This is a genomic window from Centipeda flueggei ATCC 43531 (assembly GCF_000160695.1).
Taxonomy (GTDB): domain Bacteria; phylum Bacillota; class Negativicutes; order Selenomonadales; family Selenomonadaceae; genus Centipeda; species Centipeda flueggei.
Map to the genome: position 1 here is coordinate 692,441 of NZ_GG694006.1, position 21,367 is coordinate 713,807.

Genomic DNA, 21,367 nt, shown 5'->3' on the forward strand with positions numbered 1-21,367 from the left:
TATTCTCATTGCTGCAAAACGTTCCGTAAAGATTCCACAATATAGTTCTGCTGTTCATCTGTCAGTTCATAAAAGAGCGGGAGTGTAAATGCTTCTTCATAGTATTTCTCACTTTGTAGAAAATCGCCCCGATAAAATCCTAGTTTTTCATAATACGGTTGACGATGTACTGGAATATAATGGAGATTAAGTGCGATCCCCCGCTTCTTCATCGCTTCGAAGACCTGTTGTTTTGTCTTCCCAATTTGTTCATGATTTATCCTTATAATATAGATATGCCATGAAGGATGTGCTTCTGTCATCACATACGGCGTTACAACAGGAAGCCCCTGCAGTAGAGTATCATACCGCGCTGCGAGTGCTCTGCGCCGCGCGACAAATTCGTCCAGGCGATCCATCTGACTGCATCCAAGTGCCGCCTGCATGTCCGTCATGCGATAGTTAAATCCGAGTGCAATCTGCTGATAGTACCAAGGGCCATCACTTTCGTGTGTCATATATCTCGGATCACGCGTAATCCCATGGCTGCGATAGAGGCGCAGTTTTTCATAGAGAGCGGCATCATTCGTCAGGACCATGCCGCCTTCCCCCGTCGTAACAATCTTGACGGGATGAAAGCTGAACACCGTCATATCAGAAAAAGCGCAGCTCCCGACCTTCGTATCGAGATACTCCGCCCCCACTGCATGGGAGGCATCCTCCGTGACGGCAAAGCCATATTCATCGGCGAGAGCACGAATACGGCGCATATCGCAGGACTGTCCAGCAAGATGAACCGGAATGACCATCTTGGGAAGCTTTCCCTCCGTCTTCGCCATGCGGAGTTTTTCCTCCAAGAGGTCTGCACTCATGTTGTAGGTTTTCGCATCAATATCGACAAAGTCAACATCACCGCCGCAGTATAGTGCACAGTTCGCCGAGGCAACAAAGGTGATAGGGCTCGTCCATAGGACATCGCCCTTTCCCAGCCCTGCAGCAAGACACGCGATATGGAGTGCGGCCGTCGCATTGCAGACAGCGACGGCATACTTCGCGCCGCAGTAATCCGCCACGCGGCGTTCAAACCGCTCAATCTCAGGCCCCTGTGTCAGAAAATCCGAGCGCAGTACCGCCTCGACCGCCTGAATATCTGCCTCATTGATGTCCTGCCGTCCATAGTATATCATGGGTTCATCTCCCGAAGTTCATCGACCGTCAAAAAGTGTGAATTTGTTCCAGAATCATAGGAAAATCCATCTGAAACGAGATGTCCTTCTTCTCCAAGCATATTTTTTGTATAGTCGCCGCCAAAGTTTGGCGTGGACGGCCGAATAACAAAATGATCCGAAAATTCGATGGTATCATAGTACAGATCTGCAGGACACATAACTTCATGAAGCTTTTCTCCTGGGCGAATGCCAATCACTCGTATTGGAATATGGGGGGCAATGGCCTTCGCCAAATCTGTAATCCGCATCGATGGGATCTTTGGTATAAAGATTTCCCCGCCATGCATACGCTCAAAACTCTTCAATACAAATCTAACACCATCCTCCAACCGCAGCCAGAATCGTGTCATGCGCGTATCTGTAATAGGTATAGACTCTGCCCCTTCCTCAACCAGACTTTTAAAAAAAGGAACAACAGAACCGCGCGAGCCAACGACATTCCCATAGCGCACGACAGCAAATCGCGTTCCACGATCCCCCACAAGACTATTTGCCGCTGTAAAGAGCTTGTCCGATGCCAATTTCGTTGCACCATACAGATTGATGGGGTTCGCCGCTTTATCCGTAGAAAGGGCTATCACCTTTCTTACGCCCGCAGCAATCGCTGCATTGATGACGTTCTGTGCTCCATGAATATTCGTCTTAATGCACTCCATCGGATTATATTCTGCTGCCGGAACCTGCTTGAGAGCCGCCGCATGTACGACGTAATCAACCTGGTACATCGCCTGTTTCAGCCGTGCTTCATCTCGCACATCTCCGATAAAATAGCGCATACAGGGATCATCAAATACCTGCTGCATCTCGAATTGCTTGAGTTCATCACGGGAAAAAACGATCATTTTTTTAGGCGTGTATTTCTTGAGTACGGTTTCTATGAATTTCTTCCCAAACGATCCTGTTCCACCTGTAACAAGTATACTTTTGTTGTTGAACAAATGAATCATCTCCAATAAAAATCAATGAAAACCATGTTTTTCGTGATCTCTTAAGGCCGAAGCCTATCTTGTACCGTAGGCTTTACCACACGCCAGTCTTCTCGCCGCCGCAGATATTCGACCTGCTCCATCCCGTTCACGATGCGTTCCTCCGGAAACTGCATTTCCCCCTCATTCTGGTGGAATCCGTATTTCTCATGATAACGGAGTGATGCGGCATTTTCGCGCACAATGTGTGCATAACATATGTCCACACCTAATGTATCGTATACATAGTCAGCAAAAAGAAGTGTCGCCTCGGCAAAATGCGCACTTCCCCGATAGCGGCGGTCACCGACGAGCAGACGTCCCGTGATGCAGCGATGCCGCTCCGCATCATAGGCCGTCCATCCCATGGTCGCAAATGGTGTATCATGCTCTTTGTCAACAACAACGAGCAGCCCCTGCGTGGCGTCATTCACATAGGATTCATACCACGCTCTCTGCTTGTCCATGTCGAGACGAAACGGGTGATTGAGATACCGATGGTTCACGGGATCATTGCGCCATGCAATGATATGCGGAAAGTACTCCGCCGTGACTTCGTTCAAACAGACCATATGTCCGTTCAGATGAATTGCTCGCATTTCACTTCTCATTCGTCAATCTGCCGAACACTACGTCCGTGTGCACCAATTTGACCAATTCTGCAGGATCAACATTTTTCCAATATGAGCCGTTGTCCAAAAGATGCTGTGCCTCTGCATAGTAGGCCTCACGCCGCTGCTCATATGACGGGCCTGCATCATGCCCATCTTTTTGCGCGCCAAAAACCATATCCAAAATCTCACAGTGCCGCTCGATGATAATCTCCAACGTCACTTTACTGTCATGCAGCAGGCGCTTCTTCCACACCTCCGATACGCTGTCAGATATTCCGCTGCCATAATGATACCAAATCAGATTCCGATTCCAAAACCCGAGAGGAATATCATCGGCGATCATGATCGGATAGACAGCGTCCTCCGTATAAACAATACGCCCGCATATCATCTCCGTATAGGCGATGAGAAGATCTCGTTCTCCCATAAAGGCAGCACCGACACCATAGTCCTGATAGACCAGATACGCCTCCTTGACGGCAGAAATATCTTTTTCCAAATAAGGGCGCAGCTGAAATGGCTGCATGCGGTTGACCAGCTGGTATACACCATTTGTCACCACGTAATAGCACGCCCGACCAAATGCAATTTTATACTTCTCGCTCTGCATGAAATTCATCATCTCCGCCAATACGGTATCGGCGTATAGATAATCGCCGGGCGAGATCAGCTTGACATACCGACCACCGGCAGCTTTATATGCGTTCAGCGCATTCCGAACGGTGCCCGTATTCGCTGCACTGCGCACGATGCAGTAATCCTCGACATCATGCTCCGCCATCCACGCCTCGATCTCTTTCTGACGGAAATCCGGCGTACCATCATCCGCAATGACGATCTCACAGGTACAGCCCTTCTGGCGAATCACGGATGTGAGCGTTATAAAGAGCCTCTCATAATCCGGATGATAGGTAAGGACACAGACCGAAACATCATACAGCTGTGTTGAGGAGGGCATGATCATGGATATCCTTTCTACATCACACGCACTGTGCTGTGAATGTGTGATAAGCATTCACGGTATCGATCACATAGGCGATCTCGTCTGTCCGCATGCCGTTAAAGATCGGCAGGCTCAGCACCTCATCGGCATACTGCTCCGCGCGCGGAAAACTGCCGCGCGTGTGCCCGAGATATGCATAGCACTCCGCGAGATGCGGGGGAATGGGATAGTGGATCACCGTCTCAATGCCATGTGCGTGAAGATACGCCTTGAAGTGATCGCGTGTCGCCGTGTGAACAACGAACTGATGATAGACATGCTCCGCGCCCTCACGTACCTGTGGGAGATGAATATGCTCATTCTTGATCCCTGCATGATATTGGGCTGCAATTTCCCTGCGCTCCTCGGTCAATGCGGAAAGATGCGTCAGCTTCGTGCGCAGGAGTGCCGCCTGTATCTCATCCAGACGGGAGTTGACGCCGCAGAGCTCATTATGATATTTTTCCTTGCTGCCGTAGTTTCGCAGCATACGGATTTTCTCGGCAAGCACTGCATCGTCTGTCACGACAGCACCCGCATCGCCGAATGCACCGAGGTTCTTCGTCGGGTAGAAGCTGAAACAACCGACATGACCGAAGCGCCCCGTCATCGTATCGCCAAAGTGTGCCCCATGCGACTGGGCACAGTCCTCGATGACGAAGAGATGATGCCGCTCTGCGATCTCCATCACTGCCGGCATAGCAGCAGCCTGTCCATAGAGATGCACGACCATAATCGCTCGCGTGCGCGGGGTAATTGCCGCCTCAATGCAGTCGGGGTCGATGCAGTAGTGCACATCAGGCTCAACAAAGACAGGCGTTGCCCCATTCTCCGTGACGGCGAGCACCGTCGCGATATAGGTATTTGCCGGGACAATGACCTCGTCCCCTGCACCGATCCCAAGAGCGCGCACAGAGAGCGTCAGCGCATCGAGTCCTGAGTTCAGTCCGACAGCATACTCTGCTCCCGTATAGGCGGCGAACTCCGTCTCGAATGCTGAGAGCTCCGGTCCCATGATGTACCACCCAGAGCGAAGGGCACGCAGAGCCGCCGCATCATATTCTGCTGCATGAAGGTCATACTGCCGATGCAGAACTGCAAGATCAATCTTCATCCCTTCGCCTCCACCATCCGCAAAAATTCATCGTAATCCCGTATATAGTCCGACTCATCATAGACCTCCGAGGCGAGCACCATGAGTACGGCATCCGGAGAAAAATCGTACATCTCGCGCCACATGGAGTGAGAGATATAAAGTCCTTCGTATGGTTTTTCCAGCGGCACGATCTTTTTTTCTCGTCCGTTGTCGAGGCGGATCCTGCACGAGCCATGAATACAGATCAAAATCTGTTCCAGTTTCTTATGCGCATGATGTCCGCGCACGACCCCTGCAACCGTATCATACATATAGTAGACGCGTTTGATGCGGAACGGGATATCCGTAAACTCCTCCAGAGCAACGAGCATGCCGCGTTCATCTCCGTGTGGCTGAAACATATATTTTACGATCTGCATCGTACTCTCCTCGACCAATGTGAATTACTTTCATGTATATATTCGAATGCTCCGCCGTTTTGCTAAAGGAATCATCCCCGCACAACAGGCGCATGAACGAGACGCTCCAATTCACCTTCATCGACATCCTGCAGATAGGATCCATGTTCCGCGATATACGCTTCAAAGGCATCGGTGCGATATTTTTTTTGCAGATCGCGCATTGTCTTGCCATTGGCTCCGCTTAGGATTTTCTCCTTTTCTTCGCGTATCCCCGCGTGCAGCTGTTCAATGATAAAGAGGCACACATCCATGTCCTTCCCGAGGCGTTTTCGCCATGCATCTCCCCCCTTCGTAGAGATCCCCGTGCCCACCTCGTACCAGATAAAATTGTGATTCCAAAAGCCGATGGGAATACCATCGGCGAGCATCCGAAGATAGATGGTATCCTCTCCATAGATGATATGCCCGACAATTTCATTCGTATAGGCCGTAATCATCCTGCGCTCCCCCATCAGGAGTGCACCAAGAATGAAATCTCCGTAAATCACACAGGCTTTTTTTACAGCATCATAGTCCTTTGCTTCATAAATTCCAAGGTTCAGCGGACTCATTGTATCAAGCAGCTGATAGGAACTCCCGTCATGATGATAGTAACACGCCCGTCCGAATGCCACAGCATAGTGCTCCTGCTCCATAAAGCGGAGCATTTTCCCAAGGACATCATTGCAATACAGATAATCCCCCGGTGAGATTGCCTTGATATATCTCCCACGTGCAGCAGAGAGCATCTGCATCATATTCCTTACCGTGCCGTGGTTCTCTGCACTATGCAGAATGGTGCAGTCACGGCAGCCCTGCTGCCGCAGCCACAGTTCAATCTCTTCCTGAGGAAAATTCGGCGTTCCGTCATCACCGATGATGATCTCAAAGGAACAGTGTACTTGCTGAACGATTGACGTGAGCGTTGCGAAAAGCTTCTCGTAATCCGGCTGATAGCTGAGAACACAGACGGAAATGTCAATCTCCTTTTCACGGGGAAAGATCTGTTCCTTATCGTCGCATCCATACGATACGCGCACGTTCTCATGGGAAGCATAATCCACACAGACGGATGAGATCCCATCCTTTGTCGTAATCAGATCATCGACATAAGAAAAGATCCGACCAAGATGTTCCTCATTCCATGTGTGCGTCAAAATGAGAGGTGCATTTTCCCCCATTGTGTTCATCAACGGCTGAATTTTGGCAGTCACTGCTTCCGCATTTTCCCCTGAAAGGCCAAGGAGGAGTGCCGTCTTATCATTCGCGGTATACGCCGATAGATAGGCGCGAATCACTTTTCGCCAGATTCCCTCCGGGGAATCAACGTCCGGTACAAAATAATAAACGCGATAGCCCTGCTCCTTGAATTCACGGAGCGTCTCCACGGTTTCATCGGATATTTCATGCACGGCCGGTTGGAATTTCATAAGAAATGCATCGACATTGTCCGCCAGAATATGTATGTTCTTCCGAATATCCTCCTCCGGCCAATTCCACCATTTGATGCGCTGAAGCTGACGGATCGTATCCACGTCAAAACGATAGCCTGCAACATGCGCCGGATTCCCTTCAACAACGGCATAGGGCGGCACATCCTCCATCAAAACTGCCCCTGCACGAACAATGGCTCCGTTTCCTACGGTAATACCGCCCCTGAAGATCACATTTGATTCGATACGCACATCATTTCCAATGATGATCTGCCTGCGCTCGGGCACATCTTCCGCCGGGGACGGTGACCAAAAAGAAAAAGGATATGCCGCTGCAGATGCTCTGCTGGCTCTATCCTCCATATCAAAGGTGATATTTCGTCCAAGAGAAGCATACCGTCCAATCAGTATATGTGCGTCATCATTCGTCGATGCAATTGTTCCGCTCAAAAGCTGTGATCGCGACCCTGCCGTCAGTACGACCTGTCCATCGTCCCGCTGAATAGCGCAGGCAGGCGTCGGCAGCTGAGGCATCGGAAGTGAAAGTGTTTCAAGCAAGACATTATCCTCTCTCATAACAGCATAGACACAGCAATTGTTCTTCCCTCCGTGCGTTTACCACCGCGGAACATGTTCCCGCAGGGCAGGCACAATGAGCAACGCGAGTATACTATTGGCAATGCCCTCGGCGAGAAGCCCGGGCGTCGATGCGAGCGCCGCCGCCATACCGTCATAGAGCACCGCTCCCGCGAGGGTATAGCCTGCCGCCATCCAAAGGCTTGCGAGAAGAAATGCCGCCGCGCACTGTCTGCGTCCTGCCGGGACAGCATTGCTGCGGCCCATGCGGCAGACAATTTCCGCCATGATGAGCTTGATGAGGATGGTCGGTCCTGCCCACAGCGCAAAGCCGCCGAAAATATCCGCCATCGCCGAGCCAAGGCACGCGGCAAAAAGGACGCTGCGGCGCGGTGCAAGCACGGCGAGCAGGAAGATCACGGCATCACCGAGATGCGCATAACCGAGCGGAATAGGTATATGCGGCACATAGGTCGCCACAAAGACGAGCGCCGTCATCAGTCCTGTAAACACAATCTCCCGTATGGAAAATTCTGCGGCATTCTTTCCATATGTTTTCATATTTACCTCCATGGATACACTGTCTATGCTATACCATACCACACACTGTCTTAAAGTTCAATGAGAAAACGGTCTCCCTCCATGTTGAAGGAAGACCGTTGATTGGAAAAGCATAGATAAAATCAGTGCTTCCCTAAGATAAGATCCGGACGAGATAGCTCAGCCCATCTGCCCACAGCAGAATGCCGAGAACAATGAGCGCAATGCCGGCCGTTTGCTGAATGCGCGGCAGATACTGATAAAAGCCGCGCAGCTTCATAATATGCCGCCGCCAGATCACAGCGAGCAGGAAAAACGGTACAGCAAAGCCCATGCTGTAGACGAGGAGCAAAAGGGCTCCCGCACCGACTGTCGCCGCACTGCCCGCATAGAGCAGAATCGTCGCAAGGACGGGTCCCGTGCACGGTGTCCATCCGAGCGTGAAGCCGCAGCCAAGAAGAAATGCACCGCCGACGCCGTCAAAGCCGCGCCGCTGAAAGGGGCGATACTCACGCAGGAGAAGCGGGATCCGGATCCATCCCGTCATGAAAAATCCCATCAGGATAATGAGTGCCGCCGCTCCCTGGCGCAGGATTTCCTGATAGGAGAAGAGCCATGAGCCGAGCAGTGATGCTGTCGCGCCGAGGAGAACAAAGATAACGGTAAATCCTGCCAGAAACGCCGCCGTATTGACATAGAGGCGCTGTGCCTCCCGCCCATCCTGCCTGCTGTTCTTCGCAAGGATCAATGAGAACGTCGGCAGGAGCGGCAAAACACAGGGGGAGAGAAAAGAGAGGACGCCCGCGATGAATGCCCCGCTGAGAAGAGTCAGTTCCATGCGCCGTGCCCTCCAACGACGAGGCTATCAGTATTTATTGATGACATCTTCCAGCTCCGCCTTCGTCACGCCGCCCGTCTTGCGGTAGATCACCGTTCCCTCTGCATTCACGACAACCGTCGTCGGGATGGCACGCACGCCGTAGAGTGCCGCCGCCTTCCCCTTTGCATCCAGTACAACGGGCAGTTCTGCCTGCCGCTCCGTCAAAAACTTCTGAACTGCGGGGGCCTCCTCCTGCAAGTTGACGGCATAGAAATCCACCGTCTCCCGATGCGCCGCATAGAACGCCGCGAGATCCGGAATCTCTGCCTGACAGGGAGGGCACCACGTCGCCCAGAAATTGATGATGTAGGGCTTGCCCTTCGCCTCGACAGCGACGTCCTCGCCCGTGAGATTCTTCACGGCAAATTTCGGTGCCGCCTCCCCCACGAGCCCGTGTCCTGCATTCTGCGCCTCCTGCGTCTGCGCGCCCGCAGCACGCCCTTCATCGGCCGCACTGCTGCTTCCGCAGCCCGTAAACACACTGAGTGCGACGAATGCCGCCAAACATATTGTATACTTCTTCATTGTTGTTCCTCTATTACGTATCAAGATTTCCAAGTTCATACTGCGTCACGGCGAGTGCTGTGAGCGATGCCGTCTCTGCCCGCAGAATGCGGTGTCCCAGTGAGACGGACTGCCCGCCTGCCGCCGTGACCGCCGCCGCCTCAGCAGGGGAAAAGCCCCCCTCCGCACCGACGATGAGCGTCACGCGCCGCGCCTCTGTGCCGCGCAGTACGGCACGCATTGACTGCCGCTCCTCCTGCTCATAGCAAAAGGCGGTCACTGTATCAGCGGCACCGATGTACGCCGGGTCCTGCAGCAGCTCCGCGAGTGAGACGATCGGCGCAACGGTCATCAACGACCTGCGGCCGCACTGCTTTGCCGCCTCATCAGCGATTTTCTGCCAGCGCGCCGCCTTTGCCGCCGCCTTCTTCGCGTCATAGCGCACGACGATGTGCTCTGTCACGATGGGGCACATGCATACGGCGCCCAATTCTGCCGCCTTTTGGACGATGAAGTCCATCTTCTCTCCCTTGAGAAGCGCCTGCACGAGAATAACCTCTCTGCCTGCTGTCTCCGCAGGCAGTACGCGCTGCATACGAAAGTGCACAGCATCACGAGTGAGTGCTGTGACCACCATCTCTGCCGCCTGTCCTTCTGCATCAACGACCGTGATCACATCACCGATTTGAGTGCGCATCACATGAGCGAGATGATGGGCGTCACCCCCCGTAATGACGATCTCCTCCGTTAATGTGCTGGAATAAAATACCTGTCTCATGCCTCTTCGAGATCCGCTGTACGGCGGATAATCATCGCCGCCCATTCCTTTTCACAGGTCATATCGAGCACGGTAAAGCCGTGCTCCTTCGCCGCCCTCTCTACATCGTCAATGCGGTCATCAATGATGCCCGAGGCGAGCAGGGCACCGCCTGGTGCCAGATACTGATCCAACTGGTCAAACAGACGGATGATGATATCCGCAATGATGTTCGCCGTGATCAGCTCTGCCGGCGGCATCCCCTGACATGCTGCGAGAAGATCGCTCTGCAGAGCGACAACGTTCGTGACATGATTTTGTTTGATGTTTTCCTCGGCAACGGAGACCGCAACGGGATCGTAGTCCATGGCGATCACCTCGCCCGCACCGAGTTTCGACGCCGCAATTGCCAGAATCCCTGACCCGCAGCCCACATCGCAGACGCGCATCCTGGAGCAGACAAGACGTTCAAGCCAGCGCAGACACATCGCCGTTGTCGCATGTGCCCCTGTCCCGAACGCCGCGCCAGGGTCGAGATCGATGACGATCTCATCGCCCGACGGCGTATACTCCTCCCATGTGGGGCGCACGACGATGCGCCGCCCAATCTTCTCTGTGTGGATATACACCTTCCACGTCTCCGCCCAGTCCTCATCCGCGACAAAGGCATGGGAAACTGTCCCCGCCCCGATCGGAGCATCGGCGCGGCGCAGCCCCTCAATGCGCTCCGTAAGGGTAAGGAGGCTGCTCTCGAGCCGCTCATCCTCAGGCAGATAGGCGCGCACCGTCACCGTCTCGGTATCCTCGACACGCGGCAGGTCGGTATAGTCCCACAAACCGGCGTCGATGTATTCATTGACGAGCGACGGATCATCGATCTCTGTCCCTGCAGCGCCCAGCTCCATCAGAATATTTCCGATCAGATCTGTCCCCTCATGCGTCGTCACAACGCTCACCTGCGCCCAGCGCATGACATCGCCTCCCATTGTTGCTCTGTCTTATCGTCCACGCGACAGCTACATTATACACGAACAACGAATGAAATGCGACTGATTTTTCCGGCTAAGCAGCCATCAAAAAAGGGGACTGTGCCCGAGATCACGCCCGTGCAGCATTCCCCTTTCCGGCGCAGCAGCTTATACCTCTGCCTGCCAAAGCCCATGCAGGTTGCAGTAGGCGAGCACCTTGACCGGCGCATCACCGTCCGCAAGGCGGAACGTAACGGTCGGTGCATCCACCGCCGTAAGGTCGATACGCTGCGCACCATGCTGCGTAACGAGCATGACCCAGTTGATGAGATGCTCCTCCGTCATCGGATGCGCCACCGAGCCGACGCTGACCGTCACCTCATGCTTTGCCGCATCGTAGGTCGGCACGGGAACATGCTTCTCCTGCGCCGCATCGACCGTGTTCGGCTTCAGTTCCTTCAGCGGATTGCCGCAGCAAGAAAGATCAAGTGCCTCGTCGTCGTAGACCTCAACAAGATGGGATTTTCCCGCGAGATAAAAAATTGACATAAATATCCTCCTAATAATTAATAATACACAGCAAAGTAATACGTGTGGAGTATCAGATGTCATAGATATGATCTATTTCATCTCTTACAAATAACAATTCTCCACAAAATAAAATTATCCTTCTTTATTCCAAAAAAATTTTTCAAAAATCATGTCCCATCGTCGCGGAAGAGGCAGAGCCCATCCTTTTCCTCCACGAGCTGCCAGCGCTCCGCGCCGAGTTCCTTGACCTTGCGTTGATACATAAAGTCACGTATGATGATGTACTTCGGGCGTGGATCGTCTCGTATCGCAGTGAGCTCCTCCGGCTGATTGACATCCGCCTCAAGTCCTGGGATATCCGTATAGAGCATCACCCCGGGACGCAGCTGCTTATCGATGTAGAGGACTCGCCCCTCTTCCTCTGCCGCAGCATGATACTGTGCCGCGTAGTCGCGCGCAACCTGCTTGACACTAAAGATCCCTTCGACGGCCGGCATCATAATGCCGAAGCCGATGACCATCGTCACCACCGCTGTAGCGACGTGCAGCCATGCCGCAAGGAGGAGGCGATGGGAGGCGGTGATGTGATAGATGATCGCCGCGCCGAGGAGGAGAGTCAGCGTTCCCAGCCAGAGCCCGCCCTCTGCAAGCTGCGGGAGGCTGTCTCCTGCGAGCAGCCAGCCAATCCCCGACACGAGAAAAAGCACGGCACTGCCGCCCGCCCATGCAAAATGTGTCTGCCGCCAGTCATCGAGCATCTGCGCGAGATTCCATCCGATGATCGTCGCAAGCGGCGGGACAAGAATGAGCATGTAGGAAACCTGCTTGGTCTGGGCGAACGAGAAGAAGATCAAGACAAAAATCCACCACACCTGGAAAAATGTCAGCAGCTCCGCTTCCTCACCGAAGCTGCGGCGATACGCATTCTTAACCGACTGGATGAGCAGACCCGTCCATGGAAAGAATCCGAGCAGGACAACAGGAATGTAGAAGTACCAGTGATCACGCACGGGATGCAGCGGATGCGCAAAGCGGCTGATGTTATGAAAGCCGATGAAATCATGAATAAACGGCATCCCGTGCACCGTATACATGTAGATATACCACGGCATACCGACAAGTGCGGCAAGCAGGACACCGCGCACGACGTGCATACGGAAAAGCCGCTCGAGCTGCCGCGTAAGAAGCAGATAAAAGAAAACAATAGCCCCCGGAAAAACGATACCAATGGGCCCCTTTGTCATAACCGCAAGTCCACAGCAGAAATACATCAGCCAATACTGCCGATGAATGAACGAGAAGAGCGCTGCCGTCATGAAGAAAAGCAGCGTCGTATCCGTCACGGATGCCTTGCCCATGTACATGAGAAAAACACTCGTCCCCGTAATCATGCCCGACCAAAACCCCGTGCGTGCACCGAAGAGCCGTGCCGACGCCAATGCGGTCAGCAGAACGGAACCAATCGCCATAAATGATGCGGGCAGACGCGCCGCGAGCTCGCTGAATCCGCCGAACATCTTGAGGGAAACCACAATCAGCCAATAAAAGATCGGCGGCTTATCATACCAAAACTCGTTGTAGATGCGTGGTGAGAGATAGTCGCCGAAGCGGATCATCTCCTTCGCCGTCTCCGCATAGACGGGCTCATCGGGATCGAGCAGCGCCAGTCCGCCGATACCGTAAAGGATCTGAAAGGAGACCACGGCGAGCAGAACAAGGTACACCGGCCACGCAAGATTTTTCTCGTCGTTCATGCAGATATATGCCCTCCATTACCTTCAATCTATCCTCTGCATTGTACCATAGAAATGAAGTTTTACAACAGATGCTCCGCACAGTCAATATCCGTGATAAGGACGTTGATAAAGCCGCCGCGAATTGCCCCGCGGACGGCATCCTTCTTCTGACTGCCCCCGGCCACACCAACGCGGCGCGGAATTTTTTTTAGAAGGTCCAGGGGGATGCCTGCCACACGCTCGTTAAAATCACGAAACGGTGTCGTATCGCCGTCTGCGTCAAAATAGCGCAGAGCAATATCCCCCACGGCGCCGCGCGCGGCAAATGCGGCAAGGATGGAACGGTCGACGTAGCCCGTGCGCAGGATGGTCGAGTGCTCCGTCGATGGAATTCCGATCCCCATGAGTACCAGATCAAGCCGTGGATAGAGACGCGTCACGTTACGGATGGTCTTTTCTTCCAGAAACCCCTCGAGCACTTCACGCCGCGAGAATACTGCCGGTGCGAAGAACTGCACACAGTTGCCGGCAAAGCGGTCGGCAAACTCCTGCGCAAGATAGTTTGAATGGATGTCAAGACGGCTCTCAGCGACACCGCCCACAAGCGGAACAAACGTCGCCCGAATGGGACTGCGAATGAAGTAGTCCGACCGCACGACATTCTGAATCGCGAGCCCCATCGTGATGCCGACCAGATAGCCGTCCATCAACACCCGCGAAAGGTACTCGAGCGTCGCGCTGCCGATCTCAGAGCTGATTGGGTACTGCCCGTCCGAGAGCGGACTGGATGGGACGACGACAACTTCCTGCAGATGATACTTTTTTTCTAGCATACGTTCGAGCTGTCCATAGGCAATATTGTCGGGGTTCTGAATCTCGATGCGGACAATGCCGCGCTCCCTGCCAATGGTGAGCATGCGCGAAACTGTCGGACGCGAAATGCCGAGCAGTTCACAGATCTCCTTCTGCCCCAGCCCATCCTGATAGTACAGGCTGCAGCATTTGAAGATGAGACGCACATCATCAACGATCTTTTTCATCACGAACCCCTTTCCGCCTGTGCAGCACCGCTCCATTGGCGATGCATTCTCACGTTTGCATCCTCTTTTGCATTTTCTATGAAAATGCAAAAGAGGAGCTGCCGCTGCTGCGGCAGCTCCTCTTGGAAGTGCACTCAGAAACACTCAGTGAATCTCAATCGTTGCGCCCATCTTGATATCTTCCTTCACGAGCGGAGCGTCGCCCTTCAGCATAATACAGCCGGGGCGCTCCGGTGTCTCGCCCCCCTTGAAGGAGAACGTGCAGTGTCCGAGCTCCCGCAGGGTGTGAAGTGCTTCGTCTCCAATTGCCGTGATGGTAAATGCCTTATCCCCTATGATCAACGTATCGCCAACGGCGGGATCCTCATTGTAGTTTGCAGGCGTGTGCAGCACGGAAAAATCTGCCAGCTCCGCGGGTGCATTGTTATTAAAAAGAATGATAAAGTTGGCATTCGGATCATCCAAAAAGAGGAGCGACTCCTCGCCAAAACTCGTGATTTCACAATAGAACTTCATGCTGCATACCCCTCTCATTTACCATGCCGCCCTCCGCGAGGCGAATCCCTTTACGTCCGTTTTTCCTCGCGGCGCTTCATATAGAGATAGATCTTCTCCGTGACAATGCCGCGGAGCAGGATAACGACGACACCAACGATAAAGTAACGGACAGCCAGATCACCAAGCGGCAAACCGAGTGTCGTAATGCCCGCTGCAATGCCCATGTAAACGAAGAGCTCGCCGCCGTTGGCATGGGGAAAGAGCCCCGTCACCGGATGCACGAAGCTGACTGCCGCATCATAGTAGGCGGGTTTATACTTCTGCTCGACGAAATTGCCGAACGTGTAGCACATCGGATTTCCGAGAAAGAGCACCGCAAGAACCGGAAGAACGGTATAGCGCGTGATGATGTTCTGCGTCGCACGCTGTGCAACGCCGTTGACACGCTCTTCGCCGATGAGCTTGATGAGGGAGTTGACCGCCGTCATCATGATGACGAGAAGCGGAATGATGCCCGTCACCCATGAAGTAAACGTCGCTGCCCCCGCACGGAAGAGATCCATAAAGCCGTTTGCCGCTGTTGCTATCAGTTCCATAATACTATATCCCTCCCGATTAGTAAAGACCGATGCTCGCCGCATAGGCGATCAGCACGGCGAGCGGCCCTGTAATAACGCGCGAGTAAAGGACGGCAGGCACACCAAGCTCGATGGTCTCCGGATCCGCCTCCCCGAGGCTGAGTCCGACAGGAACAAAGTCCGCACCAACCTGTGCATTGATCGCAAAGAGAGCAGGCAGAGCGTACTGCGGAGGAATGTTGCCCATCCCGATCTGTGCACCGAGCAGAGTCCCGACGACCTGTGCAATAACCGCGCCTGGCCCAAGAACAGGGGATATAAACGGAATCGCACAGATGAGCGAGATGATAAGCATCCCGGGCAGGGAACTCGCGAGCGGTGAGATATTGTTCGCAATGAAGTTGCCGAGTCCCGAAACACTGATGATGCCGAGGATCATAGAAACGAATGCCATGAATGGCAGAATGCTCTTGATCGTGATGTCAATCGTCTCACGCCCGGCGGCATAGAATTTATTGACAATGCCGCCAATGGCGATGCCGAGTCGCGTGACAAAGTTCTTTTCCCGCTCTGTCTGCATCGCAGCGATCTCTGCCTTTGCCTGTGCTTTGGTCTTCGGCGCATGCTCTGCCGCCGTTTCCTGTGCCTCTATCTCCGCGTCGTCCACATCGAGGATGCACGATAAATCGACGGCAGAAACATAGAGCTCCTTCGTGATAAACTGCGCCAGAGGTCCCGTCTTGCCGACGGGCAGGACATTCGCCGTCAAGATCCTCTTTTTCGGATAGACGCCGCATCGTGCCGTGCCGCCGCAGTCCACAACGGCGAGCAGGATCTCCTCATCCGGCACCCCCGTCGTAAACCCGTCAACTGCCGTGCAGCCCGTTACTTCAGCAATCTTTGCCGCAAGCGGATGGATACCGCCGCCCGTCACACTCACAACCTTGCAGCGTGTCTCCGTCGGGACGAGGATGAGAGGTCCGCCCCAGCCGCCCTTGCCAGCAACAATCTTCACCGATTTGTACATGCGTTTTCCTCCTCTGATTGTTGTCCATTCAGCCGTGCAATCAGCGCATCAAGTGCCTGAAGATGCCCCTTGTAGTGTGCACGCCGCCGTTCCGGCAGTGCTCCGTACTCCGCGCGCAGATCGTAGATCGTGCGCCCCGTGATCCCCTCCATCGGACGAAATCGGCTAAGGATGGTCATGCCCTGCATCATGCGCCCGTCCAGTATCTCCCCATCCGAGCGGCAGGCAATGACAACGATACTCGAAGGTCCAAGCCTGCGCCGACGTGAGCCGATGCCGACATTGCCGAGCTTATGCATCTCATGCACGGCACGCTTATACTCCTTCACCTGCAAATGCGTGCCGATCACCTGAATGACAAAGAGCAGGAAAAGGATACCGATAAGTGTCTCCGTCTGCAAGGAATTACACCCTTTCTTCCTTCCTTTTTTATCATTTGTAAGGAAGCACTGATAAATTCCATGCCATCATCTCGCCGCATCCCGCTCTATCAGTGTTTCCATAATTATAGCATTGGGTGATTTGTTTTACAATAATAGCTTGATTGAATTTTTGTAAATATGATATACTGCCTTTTTGATTCTTTGCATTTGTTCCTCTTTCACAAAAAGCCGCCGTACTTCAAAGATATACAGCAGGCTTGCTGAGCTCCTCCATGAATTTCTTCATTCATTTCGAAATAAGATCAATATAATGGGTCAGCACTTTTCGCATCCCTTCATCCACGGCCTTCTGCGTCTCGATCAGAGAGTCCGTCTGCAGGATGCGGAGCTCTTCCATCGCGCCCGTAAGGAAGTCTGTGTAAATGTTCAATTTCGTAATTCCATCATACACGGCACGGCGCAGGTTCTCATCGCCTGTACCGGAGCCTCCGTGCAGAACAAGCGGCACAGCGACAGCAGCAGAAAGTTCCCGCAGTCGCGTAAAGTTCAGCTCCGGCATACGGTTGCTCTTATAGACGCCATGCGACGTTCCGATCGATACGGCGAGTGAATCGACGCCCGTCGCGGCAGCAAATGTCTGCGCCTCCTTCACGGTCGTATACACACTGTCAGAAAAGGCTCCCTCGACGCCCTCAGACGCACCGCCGACATGCCCGATCTCCGCTTCGACGCTCACCCCCTTTGCATGTGCATAGGCGACGACCTCCTTCGTGCGGCGGATATTCTCCTCCATTGTCTCCATCGAGGCATCGAGCATGACGGATGTAAATCCAAGATCGATAGCACGCCGTAGGAAATCAAAATCCTGCCCGTGATCGAGATGCAGGACAATCGGCGTATCCACTTTCTCCGCCCAGAACTTCCCCACGAGAGCTGCCTCCTCGAGGGAGATCAGTCCCTCATGTCCCTGGGCAAAGGAGAGCATAATCGGCCTTTTTTTTGCATCTGCCGTTTGAACGAATGTACGGCACATGTTGAGCGTGAGAAAGTCCGGCGCAACAATGCCGTAATGCCCCGCTTTTGCCGCATCCAATACAGATTTTCCATCGACCAGCATGGGGATCCCTCCATTTCTAAGAACACCATCTAGGTACTGCTGCTCAATGATATTCTCATCATCCATTATGATAGAAAAGAAGTCTAAATTTGTCAAATCGTTAATTTATTCGCAGATGTATGCGGTGCTTGTGAGGGCAGGGGGAAAAGACACATAGCGCGCACACTTTTTTCCTTTGCCAATAGGGTGCAATTACTTATTCGTTTGTCAACAGAAATCCGCTTGAAGCAGCGTTTCCCCTATGGTAACATTATTTTATGCAGCAGAAATTATGATTTATAGGAGATCCTCATGCAGACTCATCCCGCTCCGTTTCTCGTCGTCAATCCAAAGTCCTACCTCTATGGCGCATCGTCTCTTGCCCTCGCAAAAACTGCTGATGCTGCGGCGAAACGAACCGGGCTGACGATCTACTTTACCTGCCCATTCTCCGACATCCGATTGATCCGTGAGAACACTGATGCCATCGTCGTCACGGCACAGGCAATGGACAGCCTTCAGCCTGGACGCGGCATGGGGCATTTGCTCCCCGAGGCGCTCTATGACGCAGGGGCACGCGCAGCTTTTCTCAACCATGCAGAGCATCCCATGACCATTGCCGAGCTGTCAAAGACGATCACACGGGCACACGAGATCGGCATCACGACCATCGCCTGTGCGGATTCCCTCGCCGAGGGGCGTGCCATCGCCGCATTTGCTCCCGATATTCTTCTCTGTGAGCCGACCGATCTCATCGGTACAGGGAGGACCGCAGACGACAGCTATACGACCTCCATCGTCGCGGAGATCCGCGCCATCAACCCCGCTATTGGCATTATGATTGCGTCAGGCATCACCACAGCAGACGACGTCTACCGTGTCGTGCATCTCGGTGCAGACGGCAGCGGTGCAACAAGCGGCATTCTAAACGCCCCTGACCCCGCCGTGCGCATTGCGGAGATGGCAGATGCTGTCCTGCGCGGTGTATCGGAGCGCCGTGGATCAGGAGAAATGATATGAGTGTTTTTAAGAAAAAGCTGTCCCTCACGTCACACGGAGGAACGCCGACCTTTATCAATATCACGGAGGAGCTGCGTGCAGCAATCTGTGAGAGCGGCATCCGCGAGGGGATCGCAACGGTGATCTCGCCGCATACGACCTGCGCCGTATTCTTCGAAGAGTTCGTTCACGATGTAGATGCGGACGGTAATGAATTCCTGCAAAACGATCTGGACAACGCCCTCCAAAAGATCATCCCGAACCAGACCGGAGGGAACCAATACCGGTACCCCGGCGAGGAGCACTATCGCGCCGTTGAGAGCTGGCCGGATGCCGAGGCATACCTGCCGGGCGGTGACCGCACCGCTCTCTGGAACTGCGACGCCCATCTCAAGGCGACTCTCATCGGCTCATCGGAGACATTCGAGGTGACGGACGGCAAACTTGGTGTTGGCATGACCGGCTACTGTTACTTTGTCGACTTCGACCGCACCCGACCGCGCACACGCAAATGTGCGATTGTCGTAATGGGAGAGTAAAGAAGATTCCATCCGCGCTGCAAGAACATCACCTGCAGCACGAATTTTTCCGCCGAAGGGCGGGCAAAAAGATGCGTCAAGAGGCCGCACGCTGAATGGATCAGAATTCCCCTAACCACAAAAAGAATCCCCAAGGAAGCTTCCTTCCTGGACTGCCCCCCAGCATAGAGGACAAGCAAGAAAATCCCTCCTGTTGCAGAATAAAAACTACAGCAGGAGGGATTTGTCATAACTGGGAAGTATATGAAAACAGAGATGTTGTGGAATGAAATCTTTCGTCTGAAAGAACGCGGAGTGTCTGAATCGCAGGACGCTCGCCTCGAGGAAGGAATTACAGGAGGCTGCGGCACAGTATGTCCAGTTTTACAACGGCGAACGTATCCAGTGAAAACGCGGTCTTACTCCATATGAGATACAGAGTAAGACCGCACAGGGCATAAAATCCTACAACAGGATGTTTATCTTCTTGTCTGCTCATCGGGGAACTGCCCCGTGTATTGCGGAGCATTGTGTCTCGAAACGCAGTTCTCTTACTTCAGCGCATACCCGTTGCTGTACATCTTGTCCTGCTCTTTACGCACCTGATAAAGCTGCGTGGAGGTATCGAGATCGACCATATCGAGCGTGAGGAGCGTCCCCTTCTTGACATCACATTTCATGCGCGTGTTCTTGTTGACGAGAGCATAAACAACATAACCGTTCTTATATGTCTCCTCGGCCGTTGCAATCGATCCGTAGGTCGTATAGCCACCGATGCCGTCGATGGTCTCACCGGCCTTGAGATCGCGCTTTGCAACGGCGATACATTCGCTGACAGGGCCGTCAAGCGGAATGATGGTCGGCTCGCCGTCAATGACAATCTTTGCGACAGTGAGCGGTGTCTCGAGATTACAGAGATGGTAGGGACGATAGAGCGTCCAGAGGGGGCCCGGTCCCATGCTGTGATAGCCCATCTGATAGGCGATCTCCTCGTTCTCCGTGGTAACGGTGACGAAGACACCGGGCGCGATGCCGTTAACGTACTCCACAACGCCATGCTTATTGAGAATGCCGCCATCCTTCTTCAGCTTGAAGATCTGGTTGAGGTCTGCGCAGCGATCCTTCGGGGATGCTGAGGGCCCATGCCCGCCGATTACATCGGGGATGAGACCAGTCGCGTTCGACATCGCAGTCATCTCGACCATCGTCTTTGTGCCATCCTTGAACGAAGTGAGCATGCGCGGGCTCATCTTGCGGCGCGTCGCTTCTTCAAGAACGGTATCGGGGTTGCAGTCATAGTCGAGTTTGTTGTTCTTGCCCTTGCCCATGACCTTGACCTCCATGCCCATCGCACGGGCAAAGGAGTAAAGTTCCATGACAGCACCAGGCTCATCGCCTGCCGAGCCTGTGTAGATGACGCCATTCTTATCGCCGAGCTTCTTGAGATAGCTGCCGATGACGACATCTGTCTCCACGTCCATCATGACAACATGTTTCTTATTGTTCATCGCGTCGATCGCGATCTTAACGCCGACCTCCGGCACACCTGTCACGTCGATCGCGACCTCGACGAGGTTCGCCTGTGAAATAAAATCCGAGTTCTCCGTCGCGACGTATTTTCCCTGCTCCATATAGCGGTTCGCCTCTTCGAGGGTTTTTGCTACAGCGATGTCCTCATCGCTGATACCCGCATAGTGAAAGGCGTTGATGACGTTTTCGAATTTGATATCCGAGACAATTGCGGGCATGATCCCCTTCATGAGCGCCATCTGTGTGACCATGCCGCGCCCCATCTGACCTGCACCGACGATGCCGGCACGAATAATCTTGCCCTCTTCCTCGCGCTTTGCGAGCTTCTTGTCCATATTCAGCATGCGAAACTCCTTTCGCCCACCTGTCGGTGGAATAATACATCTCTGCTCTGAACTTAGTATAGCACCGCATTTCCATTCATACAATATCATCTTAGCTGAATTTGTGTAAACATTACAGCAAAAA

General features: G+C 53.4%; 24 protein-coding genes. 3 read left to right on the forward strand and 21 right to left on the reverse strand.

Annotated elements, in window-relative coordinates; translation table 11 throughout:
• Positions 1 to 5: 5 nt before the first annotated feature.
• The 20 genes from pseC to HMPREF0908_RS03335 all read right to left on the reverse strand — a co-directional run bounded on the left by pseC (position 6) and on the right by HMPREF0908_RS03335 (position 17,873).
• Positions 6 to 1,166 carry a UDP-4-amino-4,6-dideoxy-N-acetyl-beta-L-altrosamine transaminase gene (gene pseC / locus HMPREF0908_RS03240; RefSeq protein WP_006690007.1) on the reverse strand — a complete coding sequence of 387 codons (1,161 nt, stop codon included), beginning with the start codon at positions 1,164 to 1,166 and terminating at the stop codon, positions 6 to 8.
• Positions 1,163 to 2,146, reverse strand: a complete 984-nt coding sequence (gene pseB, locus HMPREF0908_RS03245; protein ID WP_040572377.1) for a UDP-N-acetylglucosamine 4,6-dehydratase (inverting) — start codon at positions 2,144 to 2,146, stop codon at positions 1,163 to 1,165. The genes pseC and pseB overlap by 4 nt, the downstream gene beginning before the upstream one ends.
• 50 nt (positions 2,147 to 2,196) lie before the next feature.
• Positions 2,197 to 2,772 (reverse strand): GNAT family N-acetyltransferase, encoded by a 576-nt coding sequence (locus HMPREF0908_RS03250; protein WP_040572378.1) that lies wholly within the window; start codon positions 2,770 to 2,772, stop codon positions 2,197 to 2,199.
• 1 nt (position 2,773) lies between these two features.
• Positions 2,774 to 3,745, reverse strand: coding sequence for a glycosyltransferase (locus HMPREF0908_RS03255; protein ID WP_245522900.1), 972 nt, complete (start codon positions 3,743 to 3,745; stop codon positions 2,774 to 2,776).
• Between the two features lie 22 nt (positions 3,746 to 3,767).
• Positions 3,768 to 4,883 (reverse strand): DegT/DnrJ/EryC1/StrS family aminotransferase, encoded by a 1,116-nt coding sequence (locus tag HMPREF0908_RS03260; RefSeq protein ID WP_006690011.1) that lies wholly within the window; start codon positions 4,881 to 4,883, stop codon positions 3,768 to 3,770.
• On the reverse strand, positions 4,880 to 5,284 hold the full coding sequence (locus HMPREF0908_RS03265) for a sugar 3,4-ketoisomerase (RefSeq protein ID WP_006690012.1): 405 nt from the start codon (positions 5,282 to 5,284) through the stop codon (positions 4,880 to 4,882). Before HMPREF0908_RS03265 ends, HMPREF0908_RS03260 begins: the two co-directional genes overlap by 4 nt.
• A 71-nt stretch (positions 5,285 to 5,355) precedes the next feature.
• Positions 5,356 to 7,314, reverse strand: coding sequence for a glycosyltransferase (locus HMPREF0908_RS11375; RefSeq protein WP_006690013.1), 1,959 nt, complete (start codon positions 7,312 to 7,314; stop codon positions 5,356 to 5,358).
• Between the two features lie 39 nt (positions 7,315 to 7,353).
• Positions 7,354 to 7,887 (reverse strand): ECF transporter S component, encoded by a 534-nt coding sequence (locus HMPREF0908_RS03275; RefSeq protein WP_006690014.1) that lies wholly within the window; start codon positions 7,885 to 7,887, stop codon positions 7,354 to 7,356.
• A 121-nt stretch (positions 7,888 to 8,008) separates the two neighbouring features.
• Entirely contained in the window at positions 8,009 to 8,692 is a 684-nt protein-coding gene (locus HMPREF0908_RS03280; RefSeq protein WP_006690015.1) for a cytochrome c biogenesis CcdA family protein, read from the reverse strand.
• Positions 8,693 to 8,719: 27 nt separating this feature from the next.
• On the reverse strand, positions 8,720 to 9,259 hold the full coding sequence (locus HMPREF0908_RS03285) for a TlpA family protein disulfide reductase (protein WP_006690016.1): 540 nt from the start codon (positions 9,257 to 9,259) through the stop codon (positions 8,720 to 8,722).
• 13 nt (positions 9,260 to 9,272) lie between these two features.
• The gene (locus HMPREF0908_RS03290) at positions 9,273 to 10,016 is read right to left on the reverse strand and encodes an RsmE family RNA methyltransferase (protein ID WP_006690017.1); all 744 of its coding nucleotides are present in this window, start codon (positions 10,014 to 10,016) and stop codon (positions 9,273 to 9,275) included.
• Entirely contained in the window at positions 10,013 to 10,966 is a 954-nt protein-coding gene (gene prmA / locus HMPREF0908_RS03295; protein ID WP_040572380.1) for a 50S ribosomal protein L11 methyltransferase, read from the reverse strand. Before prmA ends, HMPREF0908_RS03290 begins: the two co-directional genes overlap by 4 nt.
• 165 nt (positions 10,967 to 11,131) lie before the next feature.
• Entirely contained in the window at positions 11,132 to 11,512 is a 381-nt protein-coding gene (locus tag HMPREF0908_RS03300) for a desulfoferrodoxin family protein (protein ID WP_006690019.1), read from the reverse strand.
• Between the two features lie 149 nt (positions 11,513 to 11,661).
• Complete coding sequence (locus HMPREF0908_RS03305; protein ID WP_006690020.1) at positions 11,662 to 13,248, reverse strand: ArnT family glycosyltransferase; 1,587 nt, start codon at positions 13,246 to 13,248, stop codon at positions 11,662 to 11,664.
• A 62-nt stretch (positions 13,249 to 13,310) separates the two neighbouring features.
• On the reverse strand, positions 13,311 to 14,270 hold the full coding sequence (locus tag HMPREF0908_RS03310) for a sugar-binding transcriptional regulator (protein WP_040572508.1): 960 nt from the start codon (positions 14,268 to 14,270) through the stop codon (positions 13,311 to 13,313).
• 144 nt (positions 14,271 to 14,414) lie between these two features.
• On the reverse strand, positions 14,415 to 14,786 hold the full coding sequence (locus tag HMPREF0908_RS03315) for a PTS glucitol/sorbitol transporter subunit IIA (RefSeq protein ID WP_006690023.1): 372 nt from the start codon (positions 14,784 to 14,786) through the stop codon (positions 14,415 to 14,417).
• A 50-nt stretch (positions 14,787 to 14,836) separates the two neighbouring features.
• Positions 14,837 to 15,364 (reverse strand): PTS glucitol/sorbitol transporter subunit IIC, encoded by a 528-nt coding sequence (gene srlA / locus HMPREF0908_RS03320; RefSeq protein WP_006690024.1) that lies wholly within the window; start codon positions 15,362 to 15,364, stop codon positions 14,837 to 14,839.
• Between the two features lie 19 nt (positions 15,365 to 15,383).
• Complete coding sequence (gene srlE, locus HMPREF0908_RS03325; protein ID WP_006690025.1) at positions 15,384 to 16,373, reverse strand: PTS glucitol/sorbitol transporter subunit IIB; 990 nt, start codon at positions 16,371 to 16,373, stop codon at positions 15,384 to 15,386.
• Positions 16,358 to 16,774: a transcriptional regulator GutM gene (locus HMPREF0908_RS03330; RefSeq protein WP_006690026.1), complete on the reverse strand. Its 417-nt coding sequence runs from the start codon at positions 16,772 to 16,774 to the stop codon at positions 16,358 to 16,360. The genes srlE and HMPREF0908_RS03330 overlap by 16 nt, the downstream gene beginning before the upstream one ends.
• A gap of 268 nt (positions 16,775 to 17,042) precedes the next feature.
• On the reverse strand, positions 17,043 to 17,873 hold the full coding sequence (locus HMPREF0908_RS03335) for a class II fructose-bisphosphate aldolase (protein WP_040572381.1): 831 nt from the start codon (positions 17,871 to 17,873) through the stop codon (positions 17,043 to 17,045).
• A gap of 291 nt (positions 17,874 to 18,164) precedes the next feature.
• On the opposite strand from HMPREF0908_RS03335, the gene HMPREF0908_RS03340 reads away from it, so the two are divergent.
• The 3 genes from HMPREF0908_RS03340 to HMPREF0908_RS11410 all read left to right on the forward strand — a co-directional run bounded on the left by HMPREF0908_RS03340 (position 18,165) and on the right by HMPREF0908_RS11410 (position 19,778).
• Positions 18,165 to 18,872, forward strand: coding sequence for a triose-phosphate isomerase (locus tag HMPREF0908_RS03340; RefSeq protein WP_006690028.1), 708 nt, complete (start codon positions 18,165 to 18,167; stop codon positions 18,870 to 18,872).
• The gene (locus HMPREF0908_RS03345) at positions 18,869 to 19,390 is read left to right on the forward strand and encodes a YjbQ family protein (RefSeq protein WP_006690029.1); all 522 of its coding nucleotides are present in this window, start codon (positions 18,869 to 18,871) and stop codon (positions 19,388 to 19,390) included. Before HMPREF0908_RS03340 ends, HMPREF0908_RS03345 begins: the two co-directional genes overlap by 4 nt.
• Positions 19,391 to 19,688: 298 nt before the next feature.
• A complete protein-coding gene (locus tag HMPREF0908_RS11410; RefSeq protein ID WP_071585458.1) occupies positions 19,689 to 19,778 on the forward strand; it encodes a hypothetical protein in 90 nt (29 codons plus the stop codon).
• A 142-nt stretch (positions 19,779 to 19,920) separates the two neighbouring features.
• Here the strand turns inward: HMPREF0908_RS11410 and HMPREF0908_RS03350 are convergent, their stop codons facing one another.
• The gene (locus tag HMPREF0908_RS03350; RefSeq protein WP_006690030.1) at positions 19,921 to 21,243 is read right to left on the reverse strand and encodes an NAD(P)H-dependent oxidoreductase; all 1,323 of its coding nucleotides are present in this window, start codon (positions 21,241 to 21,243) and stop codon (positions 19,921 to 19,923) included.
• Between the last annotated feature and the right edge of the window lie 124 nt (positions 21,244 to 21,367).